The sequence below is a fragment of the Azospirillum agricola genome (assembly GCF_020005195.1).
In the GTDB taxonomy this organism is placed as follows: domain Bacteria; phylum Pseudomonadota; class Alphaproteobacteria; order Azospirillales; family Azospirillaceae; genus Azospirillum; species Azospirillum agricola.
Genome location: NZ_JAIFZR010000004.1, coordinates 1,254,801 through 1,269,963 on the forward strand (window position 1 = coordinate 1,254,801; position 15,163 = coordinate 1,269,963).

Sequence of the window (15,163 nt, forward strand, 5' to 3'; positions counted from 1 at the left end):
CGACTCCTGAAGGGATGGGAGGAGAAGGGCAGAAAAAAGAAGAACTCAGGCTGCGGCGAAGACCGAGGCGAGGCGGGGGGCGACCGGGGCGAGGCGCACCGGCGTGCCGGGGGCGAGCAGCAGCCCGCGCTCCAGCCGCGGCTCCGCCACCTTGACGGCGGAGCCGTCGCCGACGCGGATCTCGTGGACGACGGTGGCGCCCAGCGGCAGCCCCATCTCGACCACGCCGTTCAGCGTCTCGACGCCCTCGGCGCCGGGATCGACGCGCAGATGCTCGGGGCGCAGGCAGACGGTGACGCGGGCGCCGGGCCGCAGGTCGCCCTTGGGTGCGCGCGTCTCGATGACGCCGCCGGCGTCGAGCCGCACCGTGCCGCCGCTGCGGTCGGCACCGACCAGCACGCCGCCCAGCAGGTTGGCCGAGCCGACAAAGGTGTTGACGAACAGGCTGTCGGGCGAGTCGTAGATCTGGGTCGGCGGCGAGAACTGCTCCAGCCGGCCCTGGCTCAGCACCGCGACGCGGTCGGCCATCGACAGTGCCTCCTCCTGGTCGTGGGTGACGAGGATGGTGGTGATGCCGGACAGGCGCTGGATGCGCTTGACCTCGATCTGCATGTCGAGCCGCAGATTCTTGTCGAGCGCCGCGAAGGGCTCGTCGAGCAGCAGGATCGACGGGTTGACCGCCAGCGCGCGGGCCAGCGCGACGCGCTGCTGCTGCCCGCCGGAGAGCTGGCGGGGGTAACGGTCGCCGAGATGGCCGAGCTTCACCAGATCCAGCATGCGCTGGGCCTCGGCGCGCTGGGTGGCGCGGTCGGCGCCGCGCGCGTCCAGCCCGTAGGCGACGTTCTCCGCCACCGTCATGTGCGGGAACAGCGCGTAGTTCTGGAAGACGATGCCGACCGAGCGGCGGTTGGGCGGCAGCCCGTCCACCGTCTCGCCGCCGACGATCACATGGCCCTTCGTCTGGGCCAGGAATCCGGCGATGATGCGCAGCAGGGTGGTCTTGCCGCAGCCCGACGGCCCGAGCAGGGCGACCAGTTCGCCGCCACGGATGTCGAGCGTGACGTCGTTGACGGCGACGGACTGGCCGTAGCGCTGGGTGATCCCGTCGAGGAGAAGCGTCTGCCCGCGCGGGGCCGCCTGGGAGGCTGCCCGAGAGGATGCTTGACTGCTGGGCGAGGCACTGACCATGGCTGCACCGTCCGTTTCGCGTTACCTTCGTACGCATCCTATTTAGCAAACAGCATGCCGTTTTCCGTATTTCCATTCTTTATCAATATGATAAATCAATTTATTGGAATTCGGGGCCTCACCGGTCAAGCCGAGATGGCGACGGCTTGTGCGGTGCCTGGAGGCAATTGCCGCTTTTCGCGCCATGAAAGGGGAATGATGCATGGGTGAGCAGATCGACGCCGCAGGCAAGGCGCTGTGGCGGGAGGGAGCGGCCCGCTTGGCCGGCCGGCTGGCGCGGCGGGAGCTGACGGCCCGCGCGGCGGTGGAGGCGCATCTGGCGCGTATCGAGGCGGCCGAGCCGGCGCTGTCCGCCTTCGTCACCGTCGCCGCCGACGCGGCGCTGGCCCGCGCCGACGCGCTGGACGCTTCCCCACGGCCTGTCGGGCCGCTGCATGGCGTGCCGGTGGCGGTGAAGGATCTGACCGACACCGCCGGCCTGCGCACCACCTACGGCTCGGCGCTCTATGCCGACCATGTGCCGGCGGCGAACGACGTCGCCGTGGCGCGGATCGAGGCGGCCGGCGGCATCGTCATCGGCAAGACCAACACGCCGGAGTTCGGCTTCGGTGCCGTCTGTCAAAACCGGCTGGCCGGGCCGACGCGCAACCCCTTCGACCCGGTGCTGACCTCGGGCGGGTCGAGCGGCGGCTCGGCGGTGGCGGTGGCGACCGGCATGGCGCCGTTGGCCCACGGCACCGATTTCGGCGGCTCGGTGCGGGTGCCGGCCAGCTTCTGCGGCGTCGCCTCGATCCGGCCGACGCCGGGGCTGATTCCGGCGCCGGGGCGTGGGCTGGGTTGGGACACGCTGGCGACGCACGGCGTGCTGGCGCGCGACACGGCGGACTGCGCGCTGCTGCTGGGCGCCATGGCCGGCGCCGACCTCGACGACCCGACCTCGCTGTTCGGCGACCGCGACGACGGGTCGGAGTCGCGGTTGGGCGCCACGGCGGATTTCGGCGCGGCCACCGTGTCGGAGGCGGTGCGCGCGCGTTTCGACGCGGCGGTGGAGCGGCTGGAGCGGGCGGCCGGGCCGGTGGCGCGGCGCCATCCCGACTGTAGCGACGCCATGGCGACCTTCCGCACACTGCGCGCCGCCCAGACCCGCCACGCCTTCGGCCCGCTGCTGGCCCGGCATGGCGAGCGGCTGACCGACACCGTGCGCTGGAACATCGAGGCCGGGGCCGGCATCACCGCCGACGCCTATCTGGAGGCGCAGGCGGCGCGCACGGCGCTCTACCGGCGCTTCGTCGCGCTGTTCCGCGACATCGACGTGCTGGCGGCGCCGGCCTGCGGCGTGCTGCCCTGGCCGAACGCCGATGGTGAGGTGACGGCGATCGACGGGCGGCCGGTCGAGACCATCCTCGACTATCTGGGCGTCACCGCCATCGTGACGCTGATCGGATTCCCGGTGCTGACCCTGCCGGTGGCCCCGTCGTTGGGGGAGGCGGACGGGCTACCCTTCGGCATTCAGCTCATCGCGCGTCCGGGCGAGGAGCGCCGGCTGGTCCGGCTCGGCCTGCGGCTGGAGCGCGAGGCCGGCTTCGTCCACCGCTGGCCGGCCTAGGGAACGGCCGGCTTGCTCCCTCCCCCCTCCCACGACTCCGTCGGACGCCCTTGACGCCCTCCGGGATTCAGCCCCGCGCGGGGAGGGGGCTTCCGGTCATTCGGCGTCGGGCTGGCGGCCGGGCTCCGCCGCCTGGAAGGCGGGAAGCGCGCGGGCGGCGGCGGCGATGCGGCGGATCGTCGGGTAAGCGTCGAGCGGGCAGTTCAGCCGCTCGGCGTTGAACAGCTGCGGGACGAGGCAGACGTCGGCGAGCGTCGGCGTCTCGCCGAAGCAGAAGGTTCCGGTGCGCGGGTCGCGGGCCAGCATCGCCTCGACCCCGGCGAAGCCCTCGGCCACCCAGTGGGCGTACCAGGCGTTGCGGGACTCCTCGTCCTGGCCGAGCCGGTCGCGCAGGTGGTTGAGGACGCGCAGATTGTTGATCGGGTGGATGTCGCAGGCGATGGCGAGCGCGATCGAGCGGACCCAGGCGCGGTCGAGCGGGTCGCGCGGCAGCAGCGCCGGTTCGGGGCGGGTCTCGTCGAGATACTCGATGATGGCGAGCGACTGGGTGAGAATCTGCCCGTTCTCCTCCAGCGCCGGCACCAGCCCCATCGGGTTGACGGCGAGATAGTCGGGGGCGCTCTGCTCCTTCTTGCGGAGATGGACGAAGACCTGCTCCTCGGCGGCCAGCCCCTTGAGGTTGAGCGCGATCCGCAGCCGATACGCCGCCGATGACCGGAAATAGCCGTAGACCTTCATGCTGTTGCCCTCCTCCGGATGGTTTCTCGCCGGCGGTCCTTGCCCTGCGCCCGTTGGCTTTCCGGCACACCGCCGATCTTGCGCGTGAAAACTGTCACGGGCGGCAATCGTTCGCCATCAATGTTTTTTGCCCGGCAGACAATTGACGAAGCCCCGTTGGGCGCCCCGTGGGGGCCGGGCCCCTCGTCAAGGCAGCCATGCGCCCGCAACCGCACCTGGATTGTGCGCTGCACCCTTCCCAGACGCGGCGTGGCGCGTTACATCGCTGGGGATCGCTGTATTCCGGAGTTCCATACGATGATCCGCGTGCCCCGCCCGAACCTCGATGGTTTCACGCTGGCCCTGCTGGCGACGGTCGGGCTCGCGAGTCTCCTGCCGCTCCAGGGTGCCGCCGCCGACGGGGTTCACTGGGTTGCCGAGGCGGCCATCGCGCTGCTGTTCTTCCTGCACGGCGCCCGGCTTCCGCGCGAGGAGGTGACGGCTGGCCTCTCGCACTGGCGGCTGCATCTGCTGATCGTCTCCCTGACCTTCCTGGCCTTCCCGCTGATCGGCTGGCTGGTGGTGGAGACGATGCCGGAACGGCTGCTGCCGCCGGCGCTCGCCATCGGGGTGCAGTTCCTCTGCCTGCTGCCCTCGACGGTGCAATCCTCCATCGCCTTCACCTCGATGGCGCGGGGCAACGTCGCGGCGGCGGTGTGCAGCGCCACGCTGTCCAACATTGCCGGCATCCTGATGACGCCGCTGCTGGTCGCGCTGTTCCTCAAGGCGCAGGGCGGCGGTTTCTCGCTGGACGCGATCCAGACCATCGTCGTCCAGCTTCTGCTGCCCTTCGTTGCCGGGCAGCTTCTGCGCCGCTGGGTCGGCGCCTGGGCGGCGCGGCACAAGGGCCTGCTGAAGGTGACCGACCGCGGCTCGATCCTGCTGGTCGTCTACATCGCCTTCAGCGAGGCGGTGGCCGGCGGCCTCTGGACCCAGGTGCCGCCGGAGGCGCTGGCGATGGTCGTGCTGGTCGATTGCGCCATCCTGGCGCTGTTCCTGGTCGGCACGACGCTGCTCAGCCGCCGCCTGGGCTTCTCGACCGCCGACGAGACGGCCATCGTCTTCTGCGGCTCGAAGAAGTCGCTGGTCAGCGGCGTGCCGATGGCCGGCGTGCTGTTCGCGCCGGCCACCGCCGGCCTCGTGCTGCTGCCGGTGATGATCTTCCACCAGATCCAGCTCATGGTCTGCGCCGTGCTGGCCCGCCGCTACGCCGACCGTGAGGCGGCGGAGCGCGACGCCCTGCCGGCGGCCTCCTGAGCCGGCTTTCGCGCGTTTCCGGACATAATCCGCTTCACCCGTGATGAAACTGAATTTATAAGATTCGATCAGGGTATCGTCCGAAGAAAGTTTGACGCCGACCATGGACCGCAGTCTCGATGCCACCGACCTGAAGATCCTGCGCGAGTTGCAGGAGGACGGGCGCCTCAGCAACGTCGAGCTGGCCCGCCGCATCAACCTCAGCCCGGCCGCCTGCCTGGAGCGGGTGAAGCGCCTGCAGAACGACGGGGTGATCCAGCGCTACGTCGCGCTGCTCGACCCGCACCGGCTCGATTCCGGCATGCTGGTCTTCGTCGAGGTCGTGCTGGACCGCACCACCCCGGACAATTTCGACGATTTCAAGGGCACGGTCCTGCGCATGCCGCAGATCATGGAGTGCCACATGGTGGCCGGCGGCTTCGACTATCTGGTCAAGGCCCGCGTCCGCGACATGAACGAGTACCGGCTGTTCCTGGGCGAACTGCTGTCCACCGCGCGCGGCGTGCGCGAAACCCACACCTACGCGGTGATGGAGGAGGTGAAGAGCGTCACCGCCATCCCGCTCGACGGGCTGCTGCGCCAGCAGCAAAATTGACAAGGACCTGAAGGCTTCTCATTTTGCGAGGAACTGCCGTTCCCGGACGCAAAGTGAGAGGAGCGGCCCTGTCGCGCATGTCTCCTTTTTCCGTCAAGGCCTTGCGGTGCTTTTCCTTTCAGGCGCCGGCCGCGCGGTACGCCGTTTGCACCGGGCCGGGCGACCGGCGGGCCGCCGCCGGCCGTGGGGAAATGGCTGGAGCGGAATGGTGCCATGCGTGTGAACACACCGATCACCGACAAAGAAGTGCTGATGGCGGACGGCGTGCCGCTGGTGTCCCGCACCGATCCGGGCGGGCGCATCACCTTCGTCAACAAGGCGTTCGCCGAGATCAGCGGTTTTCCCGAGCATGAGCTGATCGGCGCTCCCCACAACCTCGTCCGCCACCCCGACATGCCGCAGGAGGCCTTCGCCGACCTGTGGGAGACCATCAAGGGCGGGAAACCCTGGGAAGGGCTGGTGAAGAACCGCACCAGGTCCGGCGATTTCTACTGGGTGCGGGCCAACGTCACGCCGGTGGTCGAGGGCGGGGTGGTGACGGGCTACATCTCGATCCGCTCCAAGCCGTCGCGCGAGGAAGTCGCGGTGGCCGGATCCCTCTACGCGCGGATGCGCGCCGGCACCGCCGGGGTGGCGCTGGCCGGGGGCGAACTGGTCCATCGCAAGGCGCCGGTGCGGGCGCTGCTGGCGGTGTGCGACAGCATCGCCGTGCGGCTGGCGGCGGTGTTCGGCCTGCTGATCCTGGCGGTGCTGCTGGCCGGCTGGCTGGGGCTGGCCGGCATGTCCGATTCCAACGCCTCGCTGCGCACGGTGTACGAGGACCGCACGGTTCCCGCCTACCAGATCGGCGAGATCCTGAACCACGCCCGCGCCAACCAGCAGATCCTGACCGACCTCGTCATCGAGGTGCGCGACGGCGTGTCCGCCGCCGACGTGGCCAGGCAGGCGCGGGCGATCGACGACAACCTCGGCGTCATGCAGCGGCTGCTGACCGGCTATCTGGCGGCCCGCCTGACCGCGGAGGAGACGGCGCTTGCCGACCGCTACCGGACGCTGAGCGCCGCCTACGGCCGCGACGCCATCCAGCCGGCGGTGACGCTGGCGCGGGAGGGCAACTCGCTGGCGCTGGAAACCCACATGCGCGGCCAGGTGAAGCCGCTGTTCGCCCAGTTGCAGGAAACCGCCGGCGCGCTGCTGGAGCTTCAGGTCCGCGTGGCGAAGGAGGCGTATGAATCCGCCGCCTCCGAATACCGGACCCGCGTGGCGGAGATGATCGCCGCCGCCCTGCTGAGCTGCGTGCTGGCGGCGCTGTCCGGCTGGTTGATCCTGCGCATGGTGCGCCGCCCGCTGGCGACCCTGGAGACGACCTACGCCGGCATCGCCGCCGGCAACCTCACCGCGCCGATGGACCCGGTCCGCGTCGCCGAGTTCCGGCGGGTGGCGTCCGAACTGCGCGCCATGAAGGCCAAGCTCGCCTACGGCCTGTACGAGAAGCAGGAACTGGAGGCCCGCCAGAAGGAGCTGACCCGCCAGACCCTGCTGGAAACCTGCAAGGCCATCGAGGACGACCTCGACGCCACCTGGATCGGTGTCGAACAGGCCGGCCGGCGCGCCGGCGACGGCCTCCGGCATCTCACCGACTCCCTCGGCGTGGTGCGTGAGAACACGGTGGTGGTGTCCGCCGCCGCCGAGCAGGCGAGCGCCAACGCCTCCTCCGTCGCCGCCGCGACCGAGGAGCTGAATTCGGTCGGCCACGAGATCGCCCGCCAGGCGGCGCGCTCCAGCGAGGTGGCGCGGCGCGCGGTCGACAGCGCGCGCTTCTCCGCCTCGGCGATCGGCCGGATGGAGGTGGCGACCGAGGAGATCGCCAAGGTCGCCAACCTGATCAACGCCATCGCCGGCCAGACCAACCTGCTGGCATTGAACGCCACCATCGAGGCGGCCCGCGCCGGGGAGGCTGGCAAGGGCTTCGCGGTCGTCGCCGGCGAGGTGAAGAATCTGGCGGGGCAGACCGCGCGGGCGACCGGCGACATCGCCCGCCAGATCGACGAGCTGAAGGAGGCGGTGGAAGGCAGCGTGTCGGCCATCCAGACGGTGATCGGGGTGATCGAGGAGATCGACCAGGCCGCCGCCGCGGCCGCCGCCGCGGTGGAGGAGCAGTCCGCCGCCAACGGCGAGATCGGGCGCAGCGCCACCAACTCGGCCGACGGGGCCTCGCAGGTGTCGGGCAGCGTGCTGCGCATCCGCGACCAGACCGACGAGATCACCGCCGTCGCCGGCGACGTCAGCCGCCGCATGGCCGACACCCAGATGGCGGTGTCCAACCTGAAGCAGCGGCTGGTCATCGCGCTGCGCCAGTCGGTGGCCGGCGACCGCCGTACCTCCGACCGCATCCCCTGCGAGGAGGCGGTGACGCTGGTCGGCGCCGCGGGCCGCTTCCCGGCGACCATGCTCGACCTGTCGCTCGACGGGCTGATGCTGGACGCCAGGGGGCTGCCGGCGCTGGCCGAGCAGACGCGGGTGACGATCGCGCTGCGCGACGTCGGCGACCTGCCGGCCATCGTCGCCGGCACCAGCGACCTCGGGCTGCATCTGGCGCTGGACATCCTGCCCGCCGCCCAGGCCGTGGCGCTGGAGGCGGTCTACCGCCGGCTGATCGAGGGCGACAAGCCCTTCATCGAGACCGCCCAGCGGACGGCCGCGGCGCTGGCGGACGCGCTGGAGGCGAGCCTCGCCAAGGGCGCCATCAGCGAGGAGGCGCTGTTCTCGCCCGACCTGACGCCGATCCCCGGCAGCCTGCCGGAGCAGCACATGGCCCCCTTCACCGAGCTGACCGACCGGCTGTTCCCGGCGATCCAGGAGCCGGTGCTGTCCTCCAGCCCGCGCATCGAGTTCTGCGCGGCGGTCAACAGCGCCGGCTACCTGCCGACCCACAACGCCCGCTATTCCGAGGCGCAGCGGCCGGGCGAGGCCGACTGGAACGCCGGCCACGCGCGCAACCGCCGGATCTTCAGCGACCGGACCGGCCTCGCCGCCGCGCGCAACAACCGGCCTTTCCTGTTGCAGGCCTACCGCCGCGACCTGGGCGGCGGGCAGACGCTGCGGCTGAAGGAGGTCGACGCCCCGATCATGGTGCGCGGCCGCGCCTGGGGCAGCCTGCGGCTGGCCTACCGGGCGTGAGGAAAGCCCTTCTCCCCTTGTGGGAGAAGGGTTGGGATGAGGGGGATTTCGCCGAAGGCGGAAAGGAAGGTTTCACCCCCTCACCCCAACCCCTCTCCTGCGAGGGGAGAGGGGCTCTTCCGTAATTCGGGGTGCCTCTCACCCGGCCGGGCCGCCCGGCACCGGCACCGGCACCAGCACCGCGCCGCAGATCGCCTGCACCGCCTCGGCCCGCTCCGCCGCCGATTGGCGGGCCAGCAGCCCCTGGCCGAAGGCGAAGGCGTAGAACAGGTAGGCGCGGGCGAAGGCCTGGTCGGGCGGCAGGCCCAGCGCCGCGAACAGGTCGCCGACGCAGCGCAGCCGCTCGCGGTCGACCTCGGCGACGACGCCCTCCGCCTCCGGGGCGCGGCGGGCCCAGTCGCGCACCGCCAGCTCGATCGCCATGCCGCGCGGGTTGTTGCCGCCGTAGAGCGCCAGCAGGTCATGGAGCTGGCGGGTCGGCTCGCGGCCGTCCAGCCGGGTCTGTTCCTTGATCGCGGCGATGCGACCCTGCTTCCAGCTGTCCAGCAGGGCGTTCATCAGGTCGGTGCGGTCGCGGAAATGCCAGTAGAAGCTGCCCTTGGTGACCTTCAGCGCCTTCGCCAGCAGCTCGACCCGCACCTTCTCGACCCCGCCCTCGGCCAGCGCCGAGAAGGCGGCGGCCAGCCAGGAGTCGCGGTTCTTCGTTCTTGCTTCCATCGTGCCGCTCACCCGCCGATTCCTCGTCCCGCCACGTGCCTACTCCCCTTCCTGCATCAGGATGGCGTCGGAAGCCCGCCCGCGATAGTGGATGTTGCCGTCGCCGTCAAGAAAGGCCCAGTCGCCGGTCAGGTAATAGCGCCGGCCGTGGCGGAAGCGCCGGGCGGTGCGCTCCGGGTCGTTGGCGTAATCCTCGAACCAGAAGAGCGGCGACCGGTCGACGTCGATGGCGATCTCTCCGGCGCCGCCGACCGGCGCCTCGGCGCCGTCCTTGTCGAGCACGACGACGCGGTAGCCCGGCATCGGCCGTCCGAGCGACCCGTCGCCGGGCCGGCTGGAATCGTCGGGGTCGTAGCGGTTGACGATGAAGATGCCGGTCTCGCGCTGGCCGTACTGGTCGAGCAGCGGCACCTTCACCGTGCGGTTGGCCCAGGCGATCAGGTCGGCTGGCAGCGGCTCGCCCACCACCGACAGGATGCGCAGGGCGAACTGCTGGGTCACGCCGGGGTCGGCGCCGTGCCACGCGCGGATCTGCGACGGCGCGGCGGTCAGGTTGGTGACGCCGAACTTGGTCAGCATCCGGTAGCCCTGGCGCACGTCGTAGGGGCCGTCGCAGAAGATCGTCGTCCGCCCGAGCAGCAGCGGCCCGACCAGCCCGTAGTAGACGCCGTAGGCCCAGCCGGGATCGGCCATGTTCCAGTAGATGTCGTCGTCGCGCAGATCCAGGCCGATGCGCATGTACTGCTCGATCCCCGACAGCGCCTTGACCGGCAGCGGCACGCCGAGCGGCGTCGGCTCCGATTCGGAGGTGTAGATCAGGGCGAAGGCGTCGCCCTCGCGGTAGCCGGCGACCCCGGTCCGCGGCTCGGCGGCGTGCAGGGACGACCAGAAGGGGGTGATTTCGGGGCCGAACGCCTCGTCGCCCTCGACCGCCGCGACGGGCCGTGCGTTGTCGCGCGGCACCTTGCGGCGGAGGAAGCCGTTGGTGACGATGGCGCGGGCGTCGCTGTCGGCCAGCCGGTAGGCGACCGCCGAGGCGGTGTAGGTGGCGAACAGCGGCATGTAGACGCCGCCGAGCCGCCAGATCGCCAGCGCCGCGATCAGCAGCTCCGGCCCCTTGGGCAGCAGCACGGCGACGCGGTCGCCGGGGCCGACCCCCATGCCGGCCAGCACCGTGGCGAAGCGCGCGGAATCGCGGGCGAGGCGGGCGAAGCTGAGTTCGGTGGTCTGGCCGGCGACGCTCTCGTGCAGCAGGGCGGCCCGCGCCCCGTCGGCGGCGCGGACATGGCGGTCGCACAGCAGGGTTGCCAGCGGGATCGAGTCGCCCCGGTATTCCGCCCGCAGGAAGGCCGAGGCGCGCACCGTGATCTCCGGCGGGGCCTCCGGTGGCTGCTGCGGAGCCGGAGGCGTTTCGGCGGCAGGAACGGGCGGGGGCGGCGGGCGGTGCCGCGCGGCGGCCAGATCGCCCAGCTCCACCAGATCGGGACCGAGATGGTAGCGGCGGCTGCGGGAATCCTGCTCGACCAGGCCTTCGCGGGCCAGCGCGATCAGCAGACGGTGCGCCGTACCCTTTGACAGCCCCGCCCCCGTCATCAGATCGGCCAGCCGCGCGCCGTCCTCGCCGGACGCGGCGACGCCGCGCAGGAGGGCGATGGCGCGTTCGATGCTCTGGGTGCCGCCGGATGCGGCGGGGGTCGGGCTTTCGGTGTCGGTCATCATGAAGGTCCATAATATGGACTGGCAGGCACCTTGTCCCCTAAAAAACATGCGTCGGCGGAATGTCAGTGTTGATAACAGAACGGATCACGGTATATAGTGCCCGTGTTGCCCCAAGAGAGGTCCACAATATGGACCCAACCGGCCGAACAAGAGCCGGCGCAGGCGTTCGAGAACAGCCGAACCAACAGCAACGGAGGAGGAAATGTCCGGCGCGCCCGTCGCAACGCACCGTGGCTCTGCCCAGCCGGCCCCCGGGAACATGGAAAGCTCCGCTCAGGCGGAGACCATTTTCGAGGCCAGGGGCGTCAATCTGCGCTTCGGTGGCGTGCAGGCCCTGACCGACGTCAGCTTCGGCATCCGCAAGGGTGAGTTGTTTTCCATCATCGGACCGAACGGTGCGGGCAAGACCTCGATGGTCAACTGCATCTCCGGCCGCTACAAGCCGACCGACGGCAAGGTCTATTTCAAGGGCCGCGACGTGACGGGGATGACCCCGAACCACCGCGCCTCGCTGGGCATCGGCCGCACCTTCCAGAATCTGGCGCTGTTCGGGCACATGACCGTGCTCGACAACATCATGGTCGGCCGCCACCACCTGCTGAAGAACAACTTCCTCACCGGCTCGCTCTACTGGCTGACCGGCGCCCGCAAGGAGGAACTGGCCCACCGCCGCGAGGTGGAGGAGATCATCGATTTCCTCGAAATCCAGCATGTCCGCAAGGCCACCGCCGGGACGCTGTCCTACGGGCTGCGCAAGCGGGTCGAGCTGGCCCGCGCCATCGCGCTGAAGCCCGACCTGATCCTGCTGGACGAGCCGATGGCCGGCATGAACCTGGAAGAGAAGGAGGACATGGCCCGCTACATCGTCGACCTCAACGAGGAGTTCGGCATGACCGTGGTCATGATCGAGCACGACATGGGCGTGGTCATGGACATCTCGCACCGGGTCATGGTGCTGGAGTTCGGCAAGAAGATCGCCGAGGGCAAGCCCGAGGAAGTGCTGGCCAACCCGCGCGTCCGCCGCGCCTATCTGGGCGAGGACGACGAGGAGGACGCGGCCCCGGCCGCGAACAGTGTTCGCAAGGAGGTCGCGTGATGGCCGGGAACGCTCCCATGTCGCTGCCCGACCTGACGATTCACGACACGCTGCCCAAGCTGGTGACGCTGCACGCCCGCGACCATGGCGGCGAGATCGCCATGCGCGAGAAGGATTTCGGCATCTGGCGCACCTTCACCTGGGGTGACGTCCACGCCCGCGTGCGTGCCTTCGCGCTCGGCCTGACCAAGCTCGGCGTCGTGCCGGGCGAGGTGGTCGGCCTGCTCGGCGACAACCGGCCCGACTGGGTGATGGGCGAGGTGGCGACCCACGCGCTGCGCGGCTACAGCCTGGGCATCTACCGCGACGCGCTCGACGAGGAGGTCGCCTACCTCATCACCTACGCCGACGTGAAGGTCGTCTTCGCCGAGGACGAGGAGCAGGTCGACAAGCTGCTGAACCTCGCCGACCGGCTGCCGACGCTCAAGCACATCGTCTATTCCGACCCGCGCGGCATGCGCAAATACACCGACCCGCGCCTGCTGCCGGCGACCGAGCTGGTGGCGATGGGCGAGGCGCTGCACGCCCAGCAGCCGAACCTCTACGAGACGATGGTCGCCGCCACCCGCGGCGACGAGGTGGCGATCCTCTGCACCACGTCGGGCACCACGTCGAACCCGAAGATGGCGATGCTGCCGGCGGGCAACCTGATCCGCCACGTCGCCAGCTACCTGTCGGTCGATCCCAAGGGGCCGGAGGACGAGTATGTCTCGGTCCTGCCGATGTCCTGGATCATGGAGCAGGTCTACGCGGTCGGCATGGGCATGGTGTCGCGCATGCGCGTGAACTTCGTCGAGGAAGCCGAGACGATGATGCACGACTTCCGCGAGATCGGGCCGAGCTTCGTGCTGTTCGCGCCCCGCCTGTGGGAGGCCATCGCCGCCGACGTCCGCGCCCGCATGATGGACGCCTCGCCCTTCAAGCAGAAGATGTTCGAGCTGGGCATGAAGCTGGGGCTGGAGGCTCTGGCGAAGGGGGAGCGTTCGGCCGTCGCCGACCGCATCCTGTTCAAGGCGCTGCGCGACCGTCTGGGCTTCACCAACCTGAAGTCGGCCGCCACCGGCGGCGCCGCGCTGGGACCGGACACCTTCAAGTTCTTCCAGGCGCTCGGCGTGCCGCTGCGCCAGATCTACGGCCAGACCGAGACGATGGGCGCCTACACCGTCCACCGCGCCGGCGACGTGGATTTCGACACGGTCGGCGTGCCCTTCGACGACGGCGTGCAGGTGAAGGTGATCGACCCCGACCACAACGGCGTCGGCGAGATCGTCACCACCCACCCCAATATGTTCGCCGGCTATTACAAGAACGAGACGGCGACCGTCGCCGACATGCGCGACGGCTGGATGCACACCGGCGACGCCGGCTACTTCGACAAGAAGGGCCATCTGGTCATCATCGACCGCATCAAGGACATCGCGACCACCGCGCGCGGCGACCGCTTCAGCCCGCAATACATCGAGAACAAGCTGAAGTTCAGCCCCTACGTGGCCGAGGCGGTGATCCTGGGCGACAAGCGCGACCATCTGTCGGCGATGATCTGCATCCGGCTGTCGATCCTGTCCAAATGGGCGGAAAAGAACCGGATCGCCTTCACCACCTACGCCGACCTGTCCTCGCGCCCCGAGGTCTACGAGCTTCTGCGCACCGAGGTGGAGCGGGTGAACGCCACGCTTCCCGAGGCCCAGCGCATCGCCAAGTTCCTGCTGCTCTACAAGGAGCTGGACGCCGACGACGGCGAGCTGACCCGCACCCGCAAGGTGCGCCGCAGCGTCATCGGCGAGAAGTACGGGACGATCATCGAGGCGATGTACGCGGGCCAGCCCAAGATCGACGTCGACACGATGATCTCCTTCCAGGACGGCACCAAGCAGCGCATCCGCACCACGCTGACCGTCATCGACCTCGTGCCGGGCAAGGCGAAGACGCCGCAGCCGGTCGCGGCGTAAGGGGGAAGCCGATGCCAACCGCAGACTATGCCCTCTCCCGCCCCGGGAGAGGGAGGGGACCCATGCGGAGCATGGGGAGGGTGAGGGGCTATCCGAACATGGATCAAGCACCACGCCCGACAGCCCCTCACCCGACCGCTTCGCGGTCCCCCTCTCCCGGGGCGGGAGAGGGAAAGAACGAGGCCACGCCATGACCCTTCTGTTCCAGCTTCTCGTCAACGGCCTGATCGTCGGCGCGCTGTACGGCGTGGTCGCCATGTCGTTCGTGCTGATCTACAAGGCCAGCCGCATCGTCAACTTCGCCCAGGGCGAATTCCTGCTGATCGGCGCCTGGACCTGCTGGTGGCTGCTGACCTCCTGGCAGCTTCCCTTCTGGATCGGTTTCCCGATCACGCTCGTCTTCATGCTGGTCTTCGGCATCGTCCTTCAGGTCGTCGTGCTGCGGCCGATGATCGGCGAGCCGATCATCTCGGTCATCATGGTCACCATCGGCCTGTCCATCGTCTTCCAGGCGGCGATGAAGTGGATGTTCGGCGTCTTCGCCAAGCCCTTCCCGCCGATCTTCGCCCACGCCACTATGGACATCTTCGGCCTACAGGTGCAGACGGTCTACGTCGTCTCGCTCGGCATCTCGATCCTGATCATGGCCGGCTTCGGCTGGTTCTTCAAATACTCGCGGCTGGGGCTGGCGATGCGGGCGACCGCCTTCGACCAGCAGGTGGCGCAGTCGCTCGGCATCTCGGTGCGCCAGATGTTCGCGATGAGCTGGGCCATCTCCGCCATGGTCTCGGCGGTGGCGGGCGTCACGGTCGGCGTCGTCAACGGCGTGTCCTCGGCGCTCTCCTTCTTCGGCATCAAGGTCTTCCCGGCGGTGATCCTCGGCGGGCTCGACAGCGTCATCGGCGCCGTCGTCGGCGGCCTGATCGTCGGCGTGCTGGAGAACGTCGCCCACTATCTGGACAGCCAGTGGCTGAACTGGGGCAACATGTACGAGATCGCCCCCTTCTACGTCCTGATCGCCATCCTGATGATCAAGCCGTACGGCCTGTTCGGCACCAAAGACATCGAGCGCGTGTGAG

Annotated in this window: 11 protein-coding genes; 7 read left to right on the plus strand and 4 right to left on the minus strand. The window is 69.6% G+C overall.

Annotation, left to right across the window (positions count from 1 at the left end; translation table 11 throughout):
• Positions 1-45 precede the first annotated feature (45 nt).
• Positions 46-1,188, minus strand: coding sequence for an ABC transporter ATP-binding protein (locus JN22_RS14175; protein WP_085554510.1), 1,143 nt, complete (start codon positions 1,186-1,188; stop codon positions 46-48).
• Positions 1,189-1,390: 202 nt separating this feature from the next.
• On the opposite strand from JN22_RS14175, the gene JN22_RS14180 reads away from it, so the two are divergent.
• Positions 1,391-2,794, plus strand: coding sequence for an amidase (locus JN22_RS14180; RefSeq protein ID WP_085554511.1), 1,404 nt, complete (start codon positions 1,391-1,393; stop codon positions 2,792-2,794).
• Between the two features lie 96 nt (positions 2,795-2,890).
• Here the strand turns inward: JN22_RS14180 and maiA are convergent, their stop codons facing one another.
• Complete coding sequence (gene maiA, locus JN22_RS14185) at positions 2,891-3,532, minus strand: maleylacetoacetate isomerase (protein WP_085554512.1); 642 nt, start codon at positions 3,530-3,532, stop codon at positions 2,891-2,893.
• Positions 3,533-3,829: 297 nt separating this feature from the next.
• Between maiA and JN22_RS14190 the strand changes: the two genes are divergently transcribed.
• From JN22_RS14190 to JN22_RS14200, 3 genes are all read left to right on the plus strand, one after another.
• Positions 3,830-4,828, plus strand: a complete 999-nt coding sequence (locus JN22_RS14190; protein WP_085554513.1) for a bile acid:sodium symporter family protein — start codon at positions 3,830-3,832, stop codon at positions 4,826-4,828.
• Between the two features lie 103 nt (positions 4,829-4,931).
• The gene (locus JN22_RS14195) at positions 4,932-5,423 is read left to right on the plus strand and encodes a winged helix-turn-helix transcriptional regulator (RefSeq protein ID WP_085554514.1); all 492 of its coding nucleotides are present in this window, start codon (positions 4,932-4,934) and stop codon (positions 5,421-5,423) included.
• Positions 5,424-5,636: 213 nt separating this feature from the next.
• The gene (locus JN22_RS14200; RefSeq protein ID WP_085554515.1) at positions 5,637-8,603 is read left to right on the plus strand and encodes a methyl-accepting chemotaxis protein; all 2,967 of its coding nucleotides are present in this window, start codon (positions 5,637-5,639) and stop codon (positions 8,601-8,603) included.
• Between the two features lie 138 nt (positions 8,604-8,741).
• Here JN22_RS14200 and JN22_RS14205 read toward each other — a convergent pair whose 3' ends face one another.
• Both JN22_RS14205 and JN22_RS14210 read right to left on the minus strand, forming a co-directional pair.
• Positions 8,742-9,320: a TetR/AcrR family transcriptional regulator gene (locus JN22_RS14205; RefSeq protein ID WP_085554516.1), complete on the minus strand. Its 579-nt coding sequence runs from the start codon at positions 9,318-9,320 to the stop codon at positions 8,742-8,744.
• 39 nt (positions 9,321-9,359) lie between these two features.
• Positions 9,360-11,039: an AMP-binding protein gene (locus JN22_RS14210; RefSeq protein ID WP_085554517.1), complete on the minus strand. Its 1,680-nt coding sequence runs from the start codon at positions 11,037-11,039 to the stop codon at positions 9,360-9,362.
• A gap of 259 nt (positions 11,040-11,298) precedes the next feature.
• On the opposite strand from JN22_RS14210, the gene JN22_RS14215 reads away from it, so the two are divergent.
• The 3 genes from JN22_RS14215 to JN22_RS14225 all read left to right on the plus strand — a co-directional run bounded on the left by JN22_RS14215 (position 11,299) and on the right by JN22_RS14225 (position 15,162).
• Complete coding sequence (locus JN22_RS14215) at positions 11,299-12,135, plus strand: ABC transporter ATP-binding protein (protein WP_085554518.1); 837 nt, start codon at positions 11,299-11,301, stop codon at positions 12,133-12,135.
• Entirely contained in the window at positions 12,135-14,084 is a 1,950-nt protein-coding gene (locus JN22_RS14220) for a long-chain fatty acid--CoA ligase (protein ID WP_085554519.1), read from the plus strand. The genes JN22_RS14215 and JN22_RS14220 overlap by 1 nt, the downstream gene beginning before the upstream one ends.
• Positions 14,085-14,274: 190 nt before the next feature.
• Positions 14,275-15,162 carry a branched-chain amino acid ABC transporter permease gene (locus JN22_RS14225; protein WP_085554520.1) on the plus strand — a complete coding sequence of 296 codons (888 nt, stop codon included), beginning with the start codon at positions 14,275-14,277 and terminating at the stop codon, positions 15,160-15,162.
• The last annotated feature ends 1 nt before the right edge of the window (position 15,163 follow it).